Raw genomic sequence first — 20106 nt, 5'->3', positions numbered from 1 at the left:
TTTGCAACGATCCGTTGAAGTCATTCTATTGGATCGGTAGGGGCAAGGCGAGCATAAGGCCGGCATGGCGCGCCCGACCCTTGCTATCCTGCGGATTGACCCGTTTCTCTTGTGGCTGGTCGCGACGGTCGGCGCAGCGTCGCTGTGGCCGGCCAGGGGGCAGGCCGCGGGCTGGATCGATATACTGGCCGATATCGCGATAGCGCTGTTGTTCTTCCTTCATGGCGCAAAACTGTCGCGCGCGGCGATTCTGCAGGGGGCGGGCAACTGGCGGTTGCATCTGCTGGTCTTTGCATCGACCTATCTGTTGTTCCCGGCCGTCGGCATCGCGATGACATCGCTGATGCGGGGCTGGGCCGATCCGGTGCTCATGTCGGGCCTGCTCTATCTGACCCTGTTGCCCTCCACGGTCCAGTCGTCGATCGCCTTTACCGCGATGGCGGGCGGCAATGTCGCCGCCGCCCTGTGCAGCGCGTCGCTGTCCAACCTGATCGGCATCCTGCTAACGCCGCTGCTCGTCACCTTGACCCTGAATGTAGAGGGACATGGCGGCACGGCCACGATCCATTCCGTCCAGAATATCGCCCTGCAACTGTTGGTCCCCTTCGTCGCGGGTCATTTTCTGCGCCCCTATATCGGCGGCTTTATCGACCGGCGTAAGGGGCTTTTGATGCCGGTTGACCGGGGCGCGATATTGCTGGTGGTCTATTCCGCTTTCAGCGCCGCCGTCGCCGGCGGCATATGGACGCAGGTCGGCGTAGGCGACCTGATGTTGCTGCTGGGCCTCAGCGCGCTCGTCCTGGCTATCGTCATGAGCGTGAATATGGGCGTTGCGCGGCTGGCCGGGTTGGCGCGCCAGGATGCGATCGTGCTGCTGTTCTGCGGGTCCAAGAAAAGCCTGGTGTCCGGCGTTCCAATGGCCGGGGCGCTGTTCCCCCCGGCGCAAGTCGGCCTGCTGATCCTGCCGCTGATGATATTCCACCAGTTGCAACTTCTTATTTGCGCGGCGCTGGCTGGGCGGTTCGCGCGGCAGGCTTCTGTCCTCATTTCGACACCTGCCCCCCCGCTGCCCCGCAGCGAAGCGGACATTCATCGGGCCGCGGACGCCATCGGCCTGCCGATCCCAGCCGCCTGTATGCCCGGCGTGGTCGCGAACATGGCGCTGCTCGATCATCATGCCGGCCTGTTGCTGGACCGGAATGAAGGCGCCGCGCCATGACGGGAGCCATGGCGATCGCCCAGTCCGTGCGCAGCGGTCAGCAATCCGCCACGCAGTTGCTCGACCAGTGCCTGACGGCGCTGGCGAAGGAAGCAGCGCCGCTCTGCGCCGTCACCCGCATCATGGCCGGCCCGGCGCGCAGGGATGCGGCGAGGATCGACGCGCTGGCCGCCGCCGGTCGCGATCCGGGGCCGCTGGCGGGCGTGCCTTTTGGCGTGAAGGATCTGTTCGACATCGCCGGCCTGCCCACCACCGCCGGATCGCGGCTCTATGCCGATGCGCCGCCAGCCACGCAGGATGCCGAAGCGATCCGTCGCCTGAAGGCGGCCGGCGCCATATTGGTGGCCAGCCTCAACATGGACGAGTTCGCCTATGGCTTTGCAACGATCAACGCGCTGCATGGCACGACCCGCAATCCGCATGACCTGACCCGCTTAGCCGGCGGGTCGTCGGGCGGGTCGGCGGCGGTGGTCGCGGCCGGGCTGTTGCCCTTTTCGCTGGGGTCGGACACCAATGGGTCGATCCGGGTGCCGGCCAGCCTGACCGGCCTTTATGGGTTGAAACCGACCCATGGCGCCCTGCCGATGACGGGCGTCTTTCCCTTCGCCGAAAGTTTCGACGATATCGGCCCGTTCACCGCGTCGCTGGCCGACATGGTGACGATATGGGAAGTACTGGCCGGCCGATCCGCGCAGGATGACGGCGCGCCGATCCGCCTCGCCCAGTTGGGCGGCCGCTTCGCCGAGAATATCGATCCCGAACAGAGCGCAGCGATCGACGCCATTGCGCCGGATTCGCCGGTCGTGACCGTGCCAGACATCGCCCGCGCGCGGTCCGCCGCCTTTCTGATTACGGCCAGCGAAGGCGGACGACTGCACCGTGCGGCGCTGGCGCGCGACGCCATGGCGTTCGATCCGCAGGTGCGCGACCGGCTGATCGCCGGCGCGCTGTTGCCCGATGGCCTGTATGCGGAAGCGCAGGCGTTCCGCGCCAGATTCCGCGCCACCATGCTGGACTTAATCGCGCCTTATGACGTGCTGATCGCACCGGCGACGCCCTGCACCGCGCCGCCGATCAACGATCCCCGCATCCTGATCGACGGGGCGATGGCGCCGGCGCGCGCGGATCTGGGCATCCATAGCCAGCCGATCAGTTTCACGGGCTTCCCTTCGTTCAGCATTCCGCTCTATCGTCCGGGGCGGCTGCCATTGGGGCTGCAACTGATCGGCAAGCCGGGTGGCGAGCCGACCTTGTTCCGGCTGGCAGCCATGCTGGAGCAACGGGGCATCACCGGCGTCGCCATGCCGGGACATCCATATTCGGGGGACATCGCATGACGCCATCGCAGGTCGCGGATCACCATCCGCCAGAAGCGCCGACAGGCGGGCTGGACCGCTATTTCGCGCTCAGCCAGCGCGGCACATCGGCGCGAACGGAGGTGCTGGCCGGGATCACCACCTTCCTGACGATGGCCTATATCGTGCTGGTCAACCCGGCGATCCTGGGATCGACCGGGATGCCTGTCGCCTCGGTCGCGGCGGCCACCTGCTTCGCCGCCGCCTTCGCCTCGATCCTGATGGGCCTGACCGCCAATGTCCCGCTGGCGTTGGCGCCGGGCATGGGGTTGAACGCCTATTTCGCCTTCACCGTGGTCGGGCAGATGGGCGTGCAATGGCCAATCGCACTGGGCTGCGTCTTCCTGTCCGGCGTCGCCTTCCTGATCCTGACGCTGACCGGCGTGCGGCAGTTGATCGTGGCGGTCATCCCCACCTATTTGTTCGCGGCGGTGGCGGGGGGCATCGGTCTGTTCATCGGCTTTATCGGTTTGAAAAATGCCGGGATCGTGGGCGCGAACCCGGCGACCTTCGTGGCGCTGGGCGACCTGAAAGCCCCCGGCGCCGCGCTGGCGCTGCTAGGGCTTTTGGTCATCGGCACGCTCAGCGTGTGGAATGTGCGCGGCGCGATGCTGATCGGCATCGTCGCCACCACGATCGTCGGCTGGCTGACCGGCATGGTGACGGTCAAGCCCGAACCCTATAGCCTGGAGGCGTTGACCGGCACCGCCTTTCAGCTCGACCTGCCCGGCGTGTTCGGCCTGACCGGCAGCCATGGCCTCGGCCTGCTGGAAATCCTGTTCGTTTTCCTGTTCGTCGACCTGTTCGACAATATCGGCACATTGGTCGCGGTGACGAAGCGCGCGGGCCTGATGGACGCGGCGGGGCGCATCCCCGGCCTCAACCGCATATTGATGACCGACGCGGTCGCCACCATCGTCGGGTCGATGGCGGGCACCAGCACCGTCACCTCCTATGTCGAGAGCGCGGCGGGCGTGCAGGCGGGCGGGCGCACTGGCCTGACCGCCGTCGTTACCGGCATCCTGTTCCTGCTGACCATGTTCGTCGCCCCCTATGCGCAACTGGTGCCGCTGGCCGCGACCGCGCCCGCCCTCATCATCGTGGGCGGCCTGATGCTGGTGCCGCTGACCGAGGTGGAATGGGAAGACCCGATGTCGGCCATCCCCGCCTTCCTCACCGTGGCGATGATCCCGCTCACCTTCTCGATCGCCAATGGCCTGGCCTTCGGCATCACCGCCCATGCAGCGCTCAAGGCCCTGCGCGGCACGGCGACGCGCAAGGACTGGTTCCTGTTCCTGCTGGCCGGTCTTTTCGTCATTCGCTTCGTCTGGATGGGAGCAGCCTGATGCGATTCTTCGCCCTCGCGCTGCTGGCGCTCGCCCTCCCCACCCCGGCCATGGCGCGCAAGGCGGACAGCACGCCGCGCACCGTGGTCATGACCGCCTTCCTCCCCGAATGGGATGCGCTGGTAAAGTCGGTCGACAAGCCCAAGCGGCACCAGATCAACGGCATGACCTTTCTGACCGGCCGGATGGCGGGCAAGCCGGTGCTGCTGATGCAGAGCGGCGTGTCGATGGTGAACGCCGCGATGAACACGCAACTGGTGCTGGACCGCTTCACCGTGCGGCGGATCGTCTTTTCAGGGATAGCGGGCGGGGTCGATCCCGGCCTGTCGATCGGCGACGTCATCGTGCCGCAGGACTGGGCGCAATATCTGGAAGTGTCCTTCGCCCGCAAAAATGGCGATGGCTGGACGGTACCCGAAGCTGTCGATGCGGACGCGCCCGCCAATTGGGGCATGATGTTCCCGCGCGGCGTGCGCATCGGCAATGCGAACGAGCCGGTGAAGCGCCATTATAGCTTCGGCGTCGATCCCGCCTTGCTGCGACTGGCGCAGAAGGTGGCGGGCGACGTCAAGCTGGAACGCTGCGTCCAGAATGAGGGTGCGGCCCCGGCCTGCCTGCCGCATGATCCCAAGATCGTGGTCGGCGGCACCGGGGTTTCGGCGGGCGTCTTCGCTGACAATGCCGAATTTCGCGACTATCTGAGCAGGGCGTGGAAGGCGCGCGTGCTGGACATGGAAAGCGCCGCGGTGGCGCAAGTCGCCTATGCCAATGGCGTGCCGGTCATCGTGTTCCGCAGCCTGTCCGACTTGGCCGGAGGTGATGCGGGCGAGAATCAGATGGTCGCCTTCATGGCTCTGGCGTCGGTCAACAGCGCTCATGTCGTGCGCGCCTTCGTCGCGGCGCTGCCCGACTGATGGCGCTTTCGACCGTATCTGGCCGACACGGCATGGTGACCGCGCCGCATCATCTGGCGAGCGCGGCGGGCCTCAGCGTGTTGCGTGACGGCGGCAATGCGGTGGAGGCCTGCGTCGCGGTGGCGGCGGCGCTGGCGGTGGTCTATCCCCACATGACCGGCATCGGCGGCGATGGCTTTTGGGTCATCCGCGAGCCGGAAGGGCGCGTTTATGCCATCCATGGCTGCGGCGGCGCGGCGGCCAAGGCGGATCTGCCGCTCTATGCGGGACTTGAAGCAGTACCGACGCGCGGGCCGCTGGCGGCGAACACGGTGGCGGGGACGATTTCGGGCTGGGCGGCGGCGCTGGAGAGCGGCACGCTGCCGCTGGCCCGACTGCTGCGCGATGCGATCGGCCATGCGCGGGCGGGCGTCGCCGTCACGGCGGGCGGCGCGGCCATCGCCGCGGCCAAGGGCGACGAGTTGCGCGGCCAGCCCGGCGCCTATGCGACGGTCTTCGAAGCTGACAGCCGTCCGCTGCGCGAAGGCGATCTGCTGCGCCAGCCCCTGTTGGCCGACACGCTGGAACGGCTGGCAACGGAAGGTCTGGACAACTTCTACACAGGGGCACTGGCCGCTGACATAGCCGCCGATCTGGAAGCGCTGGGCAGCCCACTGACCGCCGCAGATTTGGCCTCGCACGACGCCTTTACATCGACACCGTTGCACACACGGATCAGCGGCGCGACCCTCTATAACAGCGCGCCCCCCACGCAGGGCTTCGCCTCGCTGCTGATCCTCGCCCTGTTCGATCGGCTGTGCGCTGGGAGCGCCGAGGGGTTCGACCATGTCCATGGGCTGGTCGAAGCGACCAAACAGGCGTTTCTGATCCGCGACGCCCATGTCGGCGACCCGGCTTTCCACGATTATCACTGGCAAGGGCTGTTGGACGATCCCGCCGCGCTGGACGCGCTGGCGGCGAAGATCGATCCGGCCCGCGCCCTGCCCTGGCCGCCGCCGCCGCAATGGGGCGACACTTGCTGGTTCGCCGCGGCCGATGGCGATGGGCGGGTCGTATCCTGCATCCAGTCCACCTATTTCGAGTTCGGATCGGGCCTGGTGCTGCCGCGCACCGGCATCACCTGGCAGAATCGCGGCAGCAGCTTCCGATTGGCGGAAAGCGGCTGGAATGCGCTGAAGCCGGGCCGCAAGCCGTTCCACACGCTCAATCCCGCGCTCGCCTGTTTCGATGACGGGCGGGTCATGGCCTATGGCACTATGGGCGGCGAAGGCCAGCCGCAGACGCAGGCGGCCTTGTTCACCCGTTATGCGCGCTATGGCATGGATTTGCAGGAGGCGATCAGCGCGCCGCGCTGGCTGCTGGGACGTACCTGGGGCGACCAGTCGACCACGCTCAAGCTGGAGGACGGGTTTGACGACGGGCTGTATGCCGAACTGATCGCGGCCGGTCATGACGTCGAACAAGTCGGGCCAATCACCGCGACCATGGGCCATGCCGGGGCGATCGTGCGCTATCCTGATGGCAGGCTGGACGGCGCGACCGACCCGCGCAGCGACGGCGCGGTGGCGGCATGGTGAGCGGCGGAGCGAGAGCCGTCGCGCGATGCGATGCGCTGGGCGTCGCGCCCTATAGCGACATGGCGGACGGCCTGTATCGGGGCTATCTCACACCGGCCTATGCCCATGCGCAGGCGGCGCTGGCCGGGTGGATGGGGGAGGCCGGGATGGCCGTGCGGCGCGACCCCGCCGCCAACCTGATCGGCCGCTATGAAGGGCAGGACCCGGCCGCCCCGGCGCTGCTGATCGGCAGCCATATCGACAGTGTCAGGGATGCGGGGCGCTATGACGGGCCGCTGGGCATCATGCTGGGCGTGGAGGCGGTCGCGGCGCTGCACCGCGCCGGGCGTCGCCTGCCCTTCCCGATCGAGGTGATCGCCTTTGGCGACGAGGAGGGATCGCGCTTTCCCGCCGCCATGCTGACCAGCCGGGCGGTGGCGGGCACGCTGGCGGCCGAGGCGCTCGATCTGCGCGACGGCGATGGCCTTGCCTTGGCGGATGCCGGCGTCGATGTCCGCACCTATCTCTCCGCCGCGCGCCCGGCCGGCGCCACCCTCGCCTATCTCGAAGCGCATATCGAACAGGGGCCGGTGCTGGAGGCGCAGGGGCTTGCGCTCGGCACCGTCACCGGCATCGCCGCGCAACTGCGCTATCAACTGACGCTGCGGGGCATGGCGGGCCATGCCGGCACGACGTCCATGCCCTTGCGCCGCGATGCGCTGGCGGGCGCGGCGGAGGCGATGCTGGCGATCGAGACACTAGCGCGCGATGCCGCATCCGACCTTGTCGCCACGGTGGGGCGGATCGAGGCGTTGCCGGGCGCGCCCAATGTCATCCCCGGCGAGGTGCGCTTTACGCTCGACGTGCGATCGGGCGATGCGGGGCGGCGCAATCGCGCGGCCGAGGCGATGATCGAGGCGATTGCCGCCATCGCCGATCGGCGCGGGCTGGATTGGGCGACGACGCTGGTCCACGACCTGCCCGCCAGTCCGTGCGATTCCCTGCTGATGACCCTGATGGACGCCGCCATCGCGGGGACGGGACAGCCTGCCTTCCGCCTCGTGTCCGGCGCGGGTCATGACGCGATGGTGATGGCGGCGCTGTGCCCGACCGCCATGCTCTTCATCCGTTGCAGGCATGGGATCAGCCACCATCCGGCCGAACATGTCGATCCGGCCGATGCGGAACGCGCGTTACAGGCTATGCTGGGCTTCATAGATAAATTGGGAGAGTCCATTGCCGCCGCTTGATGATCTTCTGGCTTCCGGCTTCTTCGGCGAGATCGACCCGCCCCAGCGGCTGTTGATGGGACCGGGGCCGGTCAACGCCCATCCCCGCGTGCTGCGCGCCATGTCGGCCGATCTGCTGGGCCAGTTTGATCCGGAAATGACGGGTTACATGAATCAGGTCATGGCGCTCTACCGCCCGATCTTCGGCACGCAGAACCCGTGGACGATGCTGATCGACGGCACCGCCCGCGCCGGAATCGAGGCGGCGCTGGTCAGCCTGGTCGCGCCGGGCGATACTGTGCTGGTGGTGGATTTCGGGCGCTTTGGCCTGCTGCTGACGGAGATATTGGGGCGCATCGGCGCGCGGATCGAAACGGTCGAAGCGCCGTGGGGCGAAGTCGTGCCGATGGACGCCATCGCCGCCGCGATCGAACGGGTGCAGCCCAGCGTCGTCGCCACCATCCACGGCGACACCTCCACCACCATGGCGCAGCCGCTTGACGGCCTGGGCGCGCTGTGCGCGGCGGCGGGCGCGCTGCTCTATGTCGATGCGACCGCGACGATCGGCGGCATGGAGCTGGCCGCCGATCGCTGGGGCGCGGACATCGTCACCGGCGGATTGCAGAAATGCCTGGGCGGACCTTCCGGCTCGGCGCCGATCACCATTTCCGATCCGGCAGCAGCGCTGATTCAGGGGCGCAAACATGTCGAGGCGGGCATCCGTCGCGACGACATCAGCGACGGCGCAGGCCCGCGCATCGGCTCCAACTATTTCGACCTCGCCATGATTATGGATTATTGGAGCGACAAGCGCCTCAACCACCATACCGAAGCGACGTCGATGCTCTATGCCGCGCGGGAATGTGCGCGGATCATGCTGGGGGAAGGGCTTGAGGCCCGCTATGCCCGGCATGAAGCCGCCGGGCGCGCGATGACCGCAGGCCTGCGCGCCATGGGGCTGACCATCTTTGGCGACGACGCGCATCGCATGACCAATGTGACCGGCGTCTTCATCCCGCAGGGCGTGGACGGCGAGCGCGTCCGCACGATGATGCGAAATGCGTTCGAGATCGAAATCGGCACCGCCTTTGGTCCGCTCCAGGGCCGGATCTGGCGGATCGGCGCGATGGGCTATAACGCGATGCAGCATAAGGTTCTGATCACGCTCGGCGCGCTGGAGGCCTGCCTGCGGCAGGAGGGGTTTGCGCTGCCCGCTGGCGAAGCCGTCCGCGTGGCGATGGAGGCGTGGGACGCATGACCTCGCCCCGTGACCTTATCGGCTATGGCGCGTCCCCGCCCGATCCGCGCTGGCCCGGTGGCGCGAAGGTCGCGGTGCAGTTCGTCGTCAATTATGAGGAGGGCGCGGAAAACAACGTCCTCAATGGCGACAAGGGCTCCGAAGCCTTCCTGTCCGAAATGGTGGGCGCGCAAAGCCATGCCGATCGGGCGATGGCAATGGAAAGCCTGTATGAATATGGCGCGCGCGCCGGTTTCTGGCGGCTGCACCGGATTTTCACGCAGCGCGCCCTGCCCGTCACGGTCTTTGGCGTGGCGAAGGCGATGGCGATGAACCCGGCCGCGGTCGAGGCGATGCTGGCGGCCGACTGGGAAATCGCCAGCCACGGCCTGAAATGGATCGACTATCAAACTGTGCCCGAAGATGTCGAACGCGCCCATATCACGCAAGCGATCGCGCTGCACACCAGCCTGACCGGCCGCCGCCCGCTGGGCTGGTATCAGGGTCGCACGTCGCCCAACACCGCGCGGCTGGTGCGGGAGGAAGGCGGATTCGTCTATGATGCGGACAGCTATGCCGACGACCTGCCCTATTATGATCGGGGTCAGTTGATCGTCCCCTATACGCTCGACGCCAACGACATGAAGATGGTCGCCTATAACGGCTTTACCGAGGGCGAGCAGTTCTTCCGTTATCTGCGCGACACGTTCGATCAGTTGCGGGAGGAAGGCGGGCGGATGATGTCGGTCGGCCTGCATGGCCGCATCGCCGGACGCCCCGCCCGCGCGCGCGCGCTGGCCCGCTTCCTCGATCATGTCATTGCAACTGGCGACGCCTGGGTCGCCCGTCGCATCGATATCGCCCGCCACTGGATGGAGCTTCACCCCGCATGACGATAGACGATCCCATATTGCTGGCCGAAATCACCGCCGCCTTCGCCGAATATGAGCGCGCGCTGATGGCGGACGACGTGCCCGCCATGGATGCGCTGTTCCACGATGCGCCGACCACCAACCGCTATGGCGTGGGCGAAGTGCTGTACGGCATCGAAGAGATACGGGCATTTCGCAAGGGGCGGGGCGGATCGCCGCAGCGCAAGCTGGGGAAGGTCGCGATCACCGTCTATGGCGCCAATGAAACCGGAGCCTTCGCCACCGCCGACGCTGAATTTTTCCGCGAGAATAGCGACCGGCGCGGCCGCCAGACGCAAAGCTGGGTCAAGTTCGCCGATGGCTGGAAAGTCGTGTCGGCGCACGTCTCGCTGGAGGGGAACACGCATTGACCGGCCCCAAAGAAGCCTTGTTCGAACATAGCCCCTGGATCGAGGCGCGGGCCGACGCGCGCCCGTCGTCCGGCGACCGCTGGGCGGACCTGATGGCGGTGGTCCGCGGCGCCAGCGGCGAGGAGCAACTGGCCCTGATTCGCGCGCATCCCGAACTGGCGGGCAAGGCGGCGATCGACCGGACGCTGACCGACGCATCGGCGGCGGAACAGGCGTCGGCCGGGCTGGATCGGCTGACGCCGCAAGACTATGCGCGCTTCCATGCGCTCAACGCCGCCTACCGGGCGCGCTTTGGTTTCCCCTTCATCATCTGCGTGCGGCTGACTGACAAGGCGGGTATATTGGCGGCCATGGAAGCGCGTCTGCGCCACGAGCGGGACGAGGAGATCGCCACCGCCATCGCCCAGATCGGCGAGATCGTCCGCCTGCGCCTGAAGGATATGGCGGCATGAGTGGCCTGCCCGACCTGGAAGCGGACCTCGCCCGCCAACTGTCGCTGATCGGTTTCGGCGGCGCGGACTGGACCCGGCCGCGCGGCCATCCCGATGGTCCTGTTCATGACGTGGTGATCGTGGGCGGGGGGCAGAGCGGGCTTGCCGCGGCCTTCGGCCTGTTGCGCGAGCGCGTGTCCAACATCCTGATCATCGACGAAAGCCCGGCGGGGCTGGAGGGACCATGGGACAGCTATGCGCGGATGATCACGCTGCGCACGCCCAAGATGCTGAACCCGATCGATTTCGGCGTGCCTGCGCTGACCTATCGCGCATGGTGGGAGGCGCAGCATGGCGCGGCGGGCTGGGACGCGGTCGACAAGATCGCGCGCGGCGACTGGATGGCCTATCTGCGCTGGTATCGACGGGTGCTGGCGCTGCCGGTGCGCAACGATACGCGGTTGACGCTGATCGAGCCGCTGGCAGGTGGACTGCACCGGCTGCATCTGGACGGACAAGCGCCTCTGCTGGCGCGCAAGGTCATATTGGCGACCGGGATCCAGGGCGGCGGGCAATGGCACACGCCGGCGATGATCCGCGACGCCCTGCCCCGCCATCTCTACGCCCACACCAGCGAGCCGATCGACTATGCCGCGCTGGCGGGCAAGTCGATCGGCATATTGGGCGGCGGTGCGTCGGCCTTCGACAATGCCCATGCGGCGATGCGCCTGGGCGTGGCGGCGGCACATGTCTTCATTCGTCGGAAAAACCTGCCGCGGATCAACCCCATTCGCTTCATGGAGCGGGTCGGCTTCACCGGCCGCTATCCCGCACTGGACGACGCGACCAAATATCGGGTGATGGCGAGTTTCCTGGGCCATAACCAGCCGCCCACCAACGACACATTCGATCGCGCGGCGGCCTGGCCCGGTTTCGCGCTGCATCTGGGCGCGCCGTGGCTGGATGTGAGACAAGAAGATGGACAGGTCTGCGTGCGTACGCCGCAGGGCGAACAGATGTTCGATTTCGTGGTGCTATCGACGGGCCTGATCAGCGATCCCGGCCTGCGCCCTGAACTGGCTGGGCTGGCGCCGCATATCGCGCGATGGGCCGATCGCTTCACCCCGCCGCCGGGCGAGGGCAATGCGCTGATCGACGCGCATCCCTATCTCGGCCCCGGCTTCCAACTGCTGCCGCGCGATGAGGCGGGCGCAGCGGCGCTACACGGCCTGTTCGCCTTCAACTATTCGGCGCTTGTCAGCCTGGGCCTCTCCGCCTCGGCGCTGTCCGGGTTGCAGACCGCCCTGCCCCGGCTGGTGCGCGGCGTCACCGACCAGCTGTTCCTGGACGACGGGGATGCGCTGGTCGCCGACCTGATCGCCTATGACGAAGCGGAATTTGTCGGCCAATGGCCGCGTCAGGAGGCGACGGCATGACCAGCCTGTCCACCCATGTTCTCGACACTGCTTATGGCTGCCCGGCCGAAGGCGTGGCGATCCGGCTGCTGTCGGCGCAGGGCGCGCTGCTGTTTGCAGGGAAGACAAATGCCGACGGCCGCTGTCCCGGCCTGCCGCCGATCGAACCCGGCCAATATCAGCTGACATTCGCGGTCGCGGCCTATTATCGAGCGCGCGGGACCATATTGTCCGACCCGCCTTTCCTTGACGTTATAACTGTCCAGTTCGGTGTCTCCGACGATGGCCATTATCATGTGCCGTTGCTGGTATCGCCCTATGGCTATTCGACCTATCGGGGCAGTTGAGATGAGCGGCGTGCGCTTCCTGCTGGACGGCGTCGTAGTGGAGATCGCGCAGGTTGATCCCACCGCCACCCTGCTCGATCATCTACGCTATCGCCTTGGGCGGACGGGCGCGAAGGAGGGCTGCGCCGAGGGCGATTGCGGCGCCTGCACCGCGCTGGTGGGCGAACTGGATGGCGACGGCATCGCGTGGCGGGCGCTTAACAGCTGCATCCTCTTCCTTCCGATGCTGCATGGCAAGGCGCTGCTGACGGTCGAGAGCCTGGGTGACGATAGCGCGCTCACCCCGTTGCAGACCTGCATGGCGGCGAACGGCAGTTCGCAATGCGGTTTCTGCACGCCCGGCTTCGTCATGTCGCTGCATGGCCGCTGCATCGGCGCGCGGGGCCATGACTTGCCGGTCGCCGATGTGCTGGCGGGCAATCTGTGCCGCTGCACAGGCTATGGGCCGATATTGGACGCGGCGGAAAGCGTGCCGACGCTGCCGCGCGAGGATGCGGGCATGGTTGCGGCTTTGCGGGCCATCGCATCGGACCAGACTATCGCGGGCGGCGATGGCGCGCGGCGCTGGTTCATCCCCCGCACCGCCCAAGCGCTGGCAGAGCTGCTGGCCGCCCATCCTGACGCGCGGCTGGTGGCGGGGGCGACCGATGTCGGCCTGTGGGTGACGAAGGGGCTGCAAACGCTGGAGACTTTGATTTTCATCGGCGACATTGCGGAATTGCAGACGATCGCGGAAGGGCCGGACGGGCTGACCATCGGCGCGGGGGTGCGCTATGCCGACGCCCATGCCGCCTTCGCCCGGCTGCACCCCGACCTTGGCGAACTGGTGCGTCGGATCGGCGGATTGCAGGTGCGCAATGCGGGAACCGTGGGCGGCAACATCGCCAACGGATCGCCGATCGGCGACGGGCCGCCGGCGCTGATCGCGCTGGGCGCCAGCCTGACGCTGCGCAGCGCCGTGGGACGGCGCACGATGGCGCTGGAGCAGTATTTCCTGGCCTATGGGCAGCAGGACCGGCGGCCGTTCGAATTTGTCGAGAGCATATATGTGCCGCGTCCCGCGCCGACCGACATCATCCTGATCGGCAAATTGTCCCGCCGGTTCGACAGCGATATTTCGGCGGTGTGCGGCGCGATCCGGCTAAGGATGGAAGGCGAGCGGATCATTGAGGCGCGGGTCGCCTTTGGCGGCATGGCGGCGACGCCGCGGCGCGCCGCGGCTTGCGAGGCAGCGCTAACCGGCGAATCTTTGACACGGACGACGATCGCGGAGGCGGTGGCCGCGCTGGGTGGGGATTATGATCCGCTCAGCGATGTGCGCGGCAGCGCCGCCTATCGGATCAAGGCTGCGGCCAGCCTGTTGTGGCGGCTGTTGCATCGGGAGTCGGGCGCGGCGGTATCGCTGCTGGCGCTGGAGGCGGAGCATGGCTGAGCGCGATCCCGGCTTGGCGGCGCTGGCGAAGCCATCCAACCCGCATGACAGCGCGGCGCTGCATGTGAGCGGCCTCGCCCGCTATGCCGACGATCTGCCGGAACCGGCGGCGATGCTGCATCTGGCTTTCGGTCAAAGCAAGGAGGCCCATGCGCGGATCACGGCCATCGACCTGACCGCCGTGCGCGCCGCGCCGGGCGTGGTCGCGGTCTATACCGCCGCCGACATTCCCGGCGCCAATGACGTCAGCCCGGTCGCGGGCGACGACCGGCTGCTGGCGGATGGCGAGGTCATCTGCATCGGCCAGCCGATCTTCCTGGTGGCGGCGACCAGCCAGCGCGCCGCCCGGCAGGCGGCACGGTTGGGCGAGATCGCTTACGAACCGCTGCCCGCGCATCTGACGATCGCGGACGCCCGCGCGGCCGCGTCGCTGATCGAGCCGACCCAGCGCATGGCGCGCGGCGACGCGGCCGCAGCGCTGGTGCAATCGCCCCATCGTCTGGCCGGTGGTTTCGACATGGGCGGGCAGGATCATTTCTATCTGGAGGGGCAGGTCGCGATCGCGACGCCGGGCGAGGATGGGCAGATGCATCTCTTGTCCTCCACCCAGCATCCCAGCGAAGTGCAGCATCTGGTCGCGCACATGCTTTGCCGCGCCTCCGCCGACGTGACGGTCGAGGTGCGGCGCATGGGCGGCGCGTTCGGGGGGAAGGAGACGCAAGCCGCCCTCTTCGCCGCCGCCGCCGCCCTGGTCGCGGACAAGACGGGACGCCCCGCCAAGTTCCGCTGCGACCGCGACGACGACATGGTGATGACCGGCAAGCGCCATGACTTTCGGGTCGATTATGAGGCGGGATTCGACGCGGAGGGGCGCATACGCGCGCTCAAGCTTGGGCTTGCCTCGCGCTGCGGCGCGACGGTGGACCTTTCCCCCGCGATCAACGACCGTGCGATGTTCCATGCCGACAATTGCTATTATTTACCCGCAATCGAGATCGTTTCGGAGCGGCTGAAAACCCACACAGTCTCCGCTACTGCCTTTCGCGGCTTTGGCGGGCCGCAGGGGATGCTGGCGATCGAGCGGATCATGGACGATGTCGCCGCACATCTGGGCGTCGACCCGCTGGATGTGCGGATCGCCAATCTTTACGGCCCCGGCCGCGACGTCACCCCCTATGACATGCCGCTCACGGACAATATCGCGCCGCAACTGATCGCCCGGCTGCGCGCGGACGCCCGCTATGATGCAAGGCGGCAAGCGATCGCCGCGTTTAACGCACGCAATCCGGTGCTGAAGAAGGGGATCGCGCTGACCCCGGTCAAGTTCGGGATCAGCTTCACCACCACCCACCTCAATCAGGCGGGCGCCCTGGTCCATGTCTATGCCGATGGCAGCATCCAGATCAATCATGGCGGCACAGAGATGGGCCAGGGCCTCTATATCAAGGTGGCGCAGGTGGTGGCCGACGTGTTCGCCGTGCCGGTGGGGCAGGTGCGGATCACCGCGACGCGGACCGACAAGGTGCCCAATACCTCCGCCACGGCGGCGTCATCGGGCGCGGATTTGAACGGCATGGCAGCTTATAACGCCGCGATGACGATCCGCGACCGGCTAACCGAATTTGCCGCGCGCAGTTTCGGTTGTGCAGAGGAAGAGGTGCGCTTTGTGGCCGGCGACGTCCAGATTGGCGCGGAGCGACTGGGTTTCGGCAATCTGTGCCGCAAGGCGCATATGGGGCGCATCTCGCTCTCCTCCACCGGCTATTACGCCACGCCCGACATCGCCTATGACCGCGCCGCGCATAAGGGCCGTCCCTTTTATTATTTCGCCTATGGCGCGGCGGTGGCGGAGGTCGCGATCGACACGCTGACCGGCGAGCATCGGGTGCTGGCGGTCGATATCCTGCATGATGTCGGCCAATCGTTGAACCCTGTGATCGATATCGGCCAGATCGAAGGCGGCTTCCTTCAGGGGCAGGGCTGGCTCACCACCGAGGAACTGGTCTGGGATGACAAGGGCCGGCTGCTGACCCATTCGCCCGCCACCTACAAGATCCCGACCGCATCGGACCGGCCGCGCCATCTGTCGATCCAGCTATGGGATGGGGAGAATGTCCAGCCGACGATCAACCGGTCCAAGGCGGTGGGCGAGCCGCCCTTCATGCTGGCCATTTCGGTCTTTTCCGCGCTCCATCAGGCGATCGCCGCAGTCGCGCCAGACAAGCGCGCTCTGCCCCCGCTGGACGCTCCGGCGACGCCCGAACGCATATTGCGCGCCATCGCCAGTCACCGCGCCACATGAGCGACTGGCTGGCATGGATGAAGGATGTGGCGTCGAGCGAACCGGCCGCGCTGGTGAGCGTGCTGGCGAGCGAGGGATCGGCGCCGCGCGGCGCGGGCACGCGGATGCTGGTCAGCGCCGACCGGCTGTTCGGCACGATCGGCGGGGGCCAACTGGAACATCGCGCGATCGAGCAGGCGCAGGCCATATTGGCATTGCCGCCGGGCAACTGGCGTGTGCAGGATTATCCGCTGGGACCATTGCTGGGCCAATGTTGCGGCGGGCGGGTGCGGTTGCTGATCGAGCATGTCGATCCCGCAGCGCTCGACTGGTTGGCCGATGCGGCGGAGGAGCGGGTGCTGGTGTCCACGCTGACGCCCGGCCGGATCGAACGCCATGTCAGCGCGCAGGCCGCGCCCATCGCCCTGTCAGCGCGGGGCGATCGGCCGCGTGAGGGCGCGACCTTCGCCGAGATGATCGGCCAGCGCCGTCGTCCGCTCTATCTGTTCGGTGCGGGCCATGTCGGGCAGGCGATCGCCCGCCATGCGCAGGCGCTCCCCTTCCGCCTCGCCTGGTTCGACACGCGGCCCTTGTTCGAGACGATCGACGGCGTGGCCATCGTGCCGGAAGATGCCATCGCCCAGTGCGTCGCCGAAGCGCCCGATGACGCCGCGCTGTTGATCCTGACCCATGACCATGCGCTCGATTATCGGCTGACCCGCGCGGCGCTGGAGCGGGGACCGATCGCCTTTGTCGGCCTTATCGGATCGCAGACCAAGCGCGCACGCTTCCATAGTCGGCTAGATCGCGACGGTGTGGGCGAAACGGCCCGCGCGCGGCTGACCTGCCCGATCGGGGTCAGCGGCGTGACCGGCAAGGAACCGGATGTGATCGCCATCGCCGCGCTGGCCCAATTGCTGCAACTGGAGCGGCCATGACCATCCAGGCCTTTCGCGGCGAAATCCTGTCGGTGGCGCATGATCCGCTGACCTGCGCCGAAGCGGTGCGACATGAGCCGGACGGGTTGCTGGTCGTGGAGGACGGTATCATCGTCGCGCGCGGCGCCTATGCCGACCTTGCGCCGCGTCATGCCGACGTGCCGGTCGAAACGCTGCCGGGGCTGATCGTGCCGGGCTTCATCGACGCCCATGTCCATTATCCGCAGATGGACCGGATCGCTTCGCATGGGGAACAGCTGCTCGACTGGCTCGACCGCCATATTTTCCCGGCGGAGAAAGCCTTTGCCGATCGCGCCCATGCCGACCTGGTCGCCGGGTTGTTTCTGGACGAACTGCTGCGGAACGGCACCACCAGCGCCTTGGTCTTCCCGACCGTCCATGCCCATTCGGTAGATGCGTTGTTCGATGCGGCATTGGCCCGGAACATGCGGATCATTTCCGGCAAGGTGCTGATGGATTTGGGACCTGAAGGGTTGGCCGACTCGCCGGAAACGGCGCGTGGGGAGAGCGAGGTGTTGATCGGCCGGTGGCGCGGCCAAGGGCGGCTGGGCTATGCGGTGACGCCGCGTTTCGCGCTGACCTCCTCCGATACGCAACTCCATGTCGCAGGCGCTCTACTGGCCGATCACGCCGATGTGCTGCTCCACACCCATCTGGCGGAGAATATACGCGAATGTGCGGCGGTGGCGGCGCGTTTTCCCGACGCTGCAGACTATCTAGACGCCTATGATCGCTTCGGACTGGTGGGCGCGCGGTCGGTATTCGCCCATGGCATCCATCTGTCCGACCGCGCTAGCGCCCGGATGGGGCAGAGCGGCGCGGGGGTCGCGGTCTGTCCGACATCCAATCTGTTCCTGGGGTCGGGCTTCTTCGATTTCGCGCAGGCGGCGTGGCATGGGTTGACGATCGGCCTTGGCACCGATGTCGGGGCGGGCACCAGTTTTTCGATGCTGCACACCGCCGGGGTCGCCTATCAGGCAGCGCTGATGCGCGGACATCGGCTCGATCCGTTTCGCGCGCTGTATCTTGCAACCGCAGGGAGCGCGGCGTTGCTGCATATCGGTGACAGGGTCGGCGGGCTGCTGCCGGGGCAGGAAGCCGATTTCGTGGTGCTGGACTGCGCCGCCACGCCGCTGCTGGCGCGGCGCACCGCCGACGCGGACCTTGCCGAACGGCTGTTCGCATTGCAGATATTGGGCGATGACCGGGCCGTCGCGCGCACCTATATTATGGGGCGGCGCGTCGCCTGTGGATGATGGCGCGCATGATGGAAAGACAATGACGATCAAGCTTATCTGCCTCGATGCCGACGACACGCTCTGGCATAATATGCGCCATTTCAATGCGACCGAAGAAGCGCTGGTGGCGATGTTGCAGCCTTTCGCTGACGATGAAGTCACGCGCGACCGGCTGATCGCCTGCGAGACGCGCAACCTCAAACTTTATGGCTATGGCGCCAAGGGCTTCACCCTGTCGATGATCGAGACGGCGGTGGAACTGGCGGGCGACAATCTCTCCAAGTCATTGGTGTCCGACATCCTGGCGGCCGGGCGCACCTTGCTCGCCCATCCGGTCGAACTGTTCGATGATGTGCTGGAGACGCTGGAGGCGTTGTCACATCTGGGCAAGGTCGTGCTGGTGACGAAGGGCGACCTGCTGCACCAAGAAAGCAAGCTGGCGGCGTCGGGCTTGGGCGAACTGTTCAGCGGGATCGAGATCGTCAGCGACAAGAGGCCGGACACCTTCACCCGCATCTTCGCTCAATATGGCGTTGCTGCGGACCAGGCGGTGATGGCCGGCGATTCGCTGCGGTCGGATATCAACCCCGCGCTGGAGGCAGGTGCCTGGGCCGCCTATATCCCGCAGGAAGGGGCCTGGGCGCATGAAATGGGCCGGGTGCCGGACGACCATCCCTGCTTCCATATGCTCGACCGGCTGGGCGACTTGCCGGAATGGGTGCGATCGATCTGATGCGCGCGACCCAGCCTATGACAACCCCGTGTTCCCGCCTGCGCGGGAACATGGTGCGCTTTTTATGGACCATGCCATGACCGATCTCGACACCTTCATCGCTGGCCTGCCTAAGGCCGAACTCCATCTGCATATCGAAGGCAGTCTGGAGCCGGACCTGATGTTCGCCCTCGCCCGACGCAATGGAATCGCGATCCCCTATGCGGATGTGGAGGCGGTGCGCGCCGCTTATGCGTTCGGCAATCTCCAGGATTTCCTGGACATCTATTATGCCGGTGCCGACGTGCTGCGGACGCGACAGGATTTCCATGACCTTGCCGCCGCCTATTTCGATCGCGCGGCGGCCGACGGCGTGGTCCATGCCGAGATCATGTTCGATCCGCAGACGCACACCGCGCGCGGCATCCCCTTCGCTGCGGTGATCGAGGGGCTGTTGTCCGCTTGTGCCGAAGCAGAGGCGCGTCATGGCATGACCAGCCTGCTGATCCTCAGCTTCCTGCGCCATCTGAGCGAGGAGGAGGCGTTCGCGACGCTGGCGGAAGCCGAACCCTGGCTCGACCGGATCGCGGCGGTGGGCCTCGATTCCTCGGAAATGGGCCATCCGCCTGAAAAATTCGCGCGCGTCTTTGCCGCAGCGGCGGCCAAGGGTCTGCGCCTGGTCGCCCATGCCGGGGAGGAAGGGCCGCCCGCCTATGTTTATGAAGCGCTCGATTTGTTGAAAGTCGATCGGATCGACCATGGCAACCGTGCGCTGGAAGACGGTGCGCTGGTCGACCGGCTGGCGCGCGAGGGCATGACGCTGACCGTCTGCCCGCTCTCCAACCTCAAACTCTGCGTGATCGACGCGATCGAAGAGCATCCTATCGACCAGATGCTGGCGCTGGGCCTGAAGGCGACGATCAATTCCGACGATCCGGCCTATTTCGGCGGCTATGTCGCGGACAATTACCGCGCGGTGGCGACCGCGCGCGGGCTGGATAAAGATAAGCTGGCGACGCTGGCGCGCAACAGTTTTACCGGCTCATTCCTGCCGGAAGAGACGGTGGCGGCGCATCTGGTGCGCCTGGACAAATGGCTGGCGGATAATGTCTAGCCTGGTCCTGTCGTGTTCCCGCCTGCGCGGGAACGCATA

At 66.8% G+C, this 20106-nt stretch carries 18 protein-coding genes; all 18 read left to right on the top strand.

Features of this window, described 5'->3' with window-relative positions; all coding sequences use genetic code 11:
- Nucleotides 1–64: 64 nt before the first annotated feature.
- The 18 genes from EWH12_RS03995 (at nucleotide 65) to EWH12_RS03910 (ending at nucleotide 20067) form a co-directional block, all read left to right on the top strand.
- Entirely contained in the window at nucleotides 65–1219 is a 1155-nt protein-coding gene (locus EWH12_RS03995; RefSeq protein WP_066608123.1) for a bile acid:sodium symporter, read from the top strand.
- The gene (locus tag EWH12_RS03990) at nucleotides 1216–2556 is read left to right on the top strand and encodes an AtzE family amidohydrolase (protein WP_129925792.1); all 1341 of its coding nucleotides are present in this window, start codon (nucleotides 1216–1218) and stop codon (nucleotides 2554–2556) included. The genes EWH12_RS03995 and EWH12_RS03990 overlap by 4 nt, the downstream gene beginning before the upstream one ends.
- Nucleotides 2553–3920 (top strand): NCS2 family permease, encoded by a 1368-nt coding sequence (locus EWH12_RS03985; RefSeq protein WP_129925791.1) that lies wholly within the window; start codon nucleotides 2553–2555, stop codon nucleotides 3918–3920. The genes EWH12_RS03990 and EWH12_RS03985 overlap by 4 nt, the downstream gene beginning before the upstream one ends.
- The gene (locus tag EWH12_RS03980) at nucleotides 3917–4834 is read left to right on the top strand and encodes a 5'-methylthioadenosine/S-adenosylhomocysteine nucleosidase (RefSeq protein ID WP_129925829.1); all 918 of its coding nucleotides are present in this window, start codon (nucleotides 3917–3919) and stop codon (nucleotides 4832–4834) included. Before EWH12_RS03985 ends, EWH12_RS03980 begins: the two co-directional genes overlap by 4 nt.
- On the top strand, nucleotides 4834–6411 hold the full coding sequence (locus EWH12_RS03975) for a gamma-glutamyltransferase family protein (RefSeq protein ID WP_066608112.1): 1578 nt from the start codon (nucleotides 4834–4836) through the stop codon (nucleotides 6409–6411). The genes EWH12_RS03980 and EWH12_RS03975 overlap by 1 nt, the downstream gene beginning before the upstream one ends.
- Entirely contained in the window at nucleotides 6405–7640 is a 1236-nt protein-coding gene (locus EWH12_RS03970) for an allantoate amidohydrolase (RefSeq protein WP_129925790.1), read from the top strand. Before EWH12_RS03975 ends, EWH12_RS03970 begins: the two co-directional genes overlap by 7 nt.
- On the top strand, nucleotides 7627–8877 hold the full coding sequence (locus tag EWH12_RS03965; RefSeq protein WP_207212354.1) for a pyridoxal-phosphate-dependent aminotransferase family protein: 1251 nt from the start codon (nucleotides 7627–7629) through the stop codon (nucleotides 8875–8877). The genes EWH12_RS03970 and EWH12_RS03965 overlap by 14 nt, the downstream gene beginning before the upstream one ends.
- Nucleotides 8874–9749: an allantoinase PuuE gene (puuE, locus tag EWH12_RS03960; protein WP_129925789.1), complete on the top strand. Its 876-nt coding sequence runs from the start codon at nucleotides 8874–8876 to the stop codon at nucleotides 9747–9749. The genes EWH12_RS03965 and puuE overlap by 4 nt, the downstream gene beginning before the upstream one ends.
- Nucleotides 9746–10138: an oxalurate catabolism protein HpxZ gene (hpxZ, locus tag EWH12_RS03955; protein WP_129925788.1), complete on the top strand. Its 393-nt coding sequence runs from the start codon at nucleotides 9746–9748 to the stop codon at nucleotides 10136–10138. The genes puuE and hpxZ overlap by 4 nt, the downstream gene beginning before the upstream one ends.
- Nucleotides 10135–10590: a 2-oxo-4-hydroxy-4-carboxy-5-ureidoimidazoline decarboxylase gene (gene uraD, locus EWH12_RS03950; protein ID WP_066608097.1), complete on the top strand. Its 456-nt coding sequence runs from the start codon at nucleotides 10135–10137 to the stop codon at nucleotides 10588–10590. Before hpxZ ends, uraD begins: the two co-directional genes overlap by 4 nt.
- On the top strand, nucleotides 10587–12005 hold the full coding sequence (locus tag EWH12_RS03945; RefSeq protein WP_066608094.1) for an FAD/NAD(P)-binding protein: 1419 nt from the start codon (nucleotides 10587–10589) through the stop codon (nucleotides 12003–12005). The genes uraD and EWH12_RS03945 overlap by 4 nt, the downstream gene beginning before the upstream one ends.
- A complete protein-coding gene (gene uraH, locus EWH12_RS03940; RefSeq protein ID WP_066608750.1) occupies nucleotides 12002–12331 on the top strand; it encodes a hydroxyisourate hydrolase in 330 nt (109 codons plus the stop codon). The genes EWH12_RS03945 and uraH overlap by 4 nt, the downstream gene beginning before the upstream one ends.
- Before the next feature lies 1 nt (nucleotide 12332).
- Complete coding sequence (gene xdhA, locus EWH12_RS03935) at nucleotides 12333–13763, top strand: xanthine dehydrogenase small subunit (protein ID WP_129925787.1); 1431 nt, start codon at nucleotides 12333–12335, stop codon at nucleotides 13761–13763.
- Complete coding sequence (gene xdhB, locus EWH12_RS03930; protein ID WP_129925786.1) at nucleotides 13756–16065, top strand: xanthine dehydrogenase molybdopterin binding subunit; 2310 nt, start codon at nucleotides 13756–13758, stop codon at nucleotides 16063–16065. Before xdhA ends, xdhB begins: the two co-directional genes overlap by 8 nt.
- Complete coding sequence (gene xdhC / locus EWH12_RS03925) at nucleotides 16062–16982, top strand: xanthine dehydrogenase accessory protein XdhC (RefSeq protein ID WP_066608084.1); 921 nt, start codon at nucleotides 16062–16064, stop codon at nucleotides 16980–16982. Before xdhB ends, xdhC begins: the two co-directional genes overlap by 4 nt.
- Nucleotides 16979–18259: a guanine deaminase gene (gene guaD, locus EWH12_RS03920; protein ID WP_129925785.1), complete on the top strand. Its 1281-nt coding sequence runs from the start codon at nucleotides 16979–16981 to the stop codon at nucleotides 18257–18259. Before xdhC ends, guaD begins: the two co-directional genes overlap by 4 nt.
- A gap of 22 nt (nucleotides 18260–18281) precedes the next feature.
- Nucleotides 18282–18974 (top strand): HAD family hydrolase, encoded by a 693-nt coding sequence (locus tag EWH12_RS03915; protein WP_129925784.1) that lies wholly within the window; start codon nucleotides 18282–18284, stop codon nucleotides 18972–18974.
- Nucleotides 18975–19050: 76 nt separating this feature from the next.
- Complete coding sequence (locus tag EWH12_RS03910; protein ID WP_129925783.1) at nucleotides 19051–20067, top strand: adenosine deaminase; 1017 nt, start codon at nucleotides 19051–19053, stop codon at nucleotides 20065–20067.
- Nucleotides 20068–20106: the final 39 nt, after the last annotated feature.

This window comes from Sphingobium cupriresistens (assembly GCF_004152865.1).
Lineage (GTDB): Bacteria > Pseudomonadota > Alphaproteobacteria > Sphingomonadales > Sphingomonadaceae > Sphingobium > Sphingobium cupriresistens.
The sequence above is the reverse complement of the archived record's forward strand: the minus strand, read 5'-3'. Positions and strand labels throughout refer to the sequence as shown.

Bases quoted from the DNA above. Each gene is read 5' to 3' on its own strand.
- EWH12_RS03995 (WP_066608123.1), top strand. From the start codon at position 65: ATGGCGCGCCCGACCCTTGCTATCCTGCGGATTGACCCGTTTCTCTTG.
- EWH12_RS03990 (WP_129925792.1), top strand. From the start codon at position 1,216: ATGACGGGAGCCATGGCGATCGCCCAGTCCGTGCGCAGCGGTCAGCAA.
- EWH12_RS03985 (WP_129925791.1), top strand. From the start codon at position 2,553: ATGACGCCATCGCAGGTCGCGGATCACCATCCGCCAGAAGCGCCGACA.
- EWH12_RS03975 (WP_066608112.1), top strand. From the start codon at position 4,834: ATGGCGCTTTCGACCGTATCTGGCCGACACGGCATGGTGACCGCGCCG.
- EWH12_RS03970 (WP_129925790.1), top strand. From the start codon at position 6,405: ATGGTGAGCGGCGGAGCGAGAGCCGTCGCGCGATGCGATGCGCTGGGC.
- puuE (WP_129925789.1), top strand. From the start codon at position 8,874: ATGACCTCGCCCCGTGACCTTATCGGCTATGGCGCGTCCCCGCCCGAT.
- hpxZ (WP_129925788.1), top strand. From the start codon at position 9,746: ATGACGATAGACGATCCCATATTGCTGGCCGAAATCACCGCCGCCTTC.
- EWH12_RS03945 (WP_066608094.1), top strand. From the start codon at position 10,587: ATGAGTGGCCTGCCCGACCTGGAAGCGGACCTCGCCCGCCAACTGTCG.
- uraH (WP_066608750.1), top strand. From the start codon at position 12,002: ATGACCAGCCTGTCCACCCATGTTCTCGACACTGCTTATGGCTGCCCG.
- xdhA (WP_129925787.1), top strand. From the start codon at position 12,333: ATGAGCGGCGTGCGCTTCCTGCTGGACGGCGTCGTAGTGGAGATCGCG.
- xdhB (WP_129925786.1), top strand. From the start codon at position 13,756: ATGGCTGAGCGCGATCCCGGCTTGGCGGCGCTGGCGAAGCCATCCAAC.
- xdhC (WP_066608084.1), top strand. From the start codon at position 16,062: ATGAGCGACTGGCTGGCATGGATGAAGGATGTGGCGTCGAGCGAACCG.
- guaD (WP_129925785.1), top strand. From the start codon at position 16,979: ATGACCATCCAGGCCTTTCGCGGCGAAATCCTGTCGGTGGCGCATGAT.
- EWH12_RS03915 (WP_129925784.1), top strand. From the start codon at position 18,282: ATGACGATCAAGCTTATCTGCCTCGATGCCGACGACACGCTCTGGCAT.
- EWH12_RS03910 (WP_129925783.1), top strand. From the start codon at position 19,051: ATGACCGATCTCGACACCTTCATCGCTGGCCTGCCTAAGGCCGAACTC.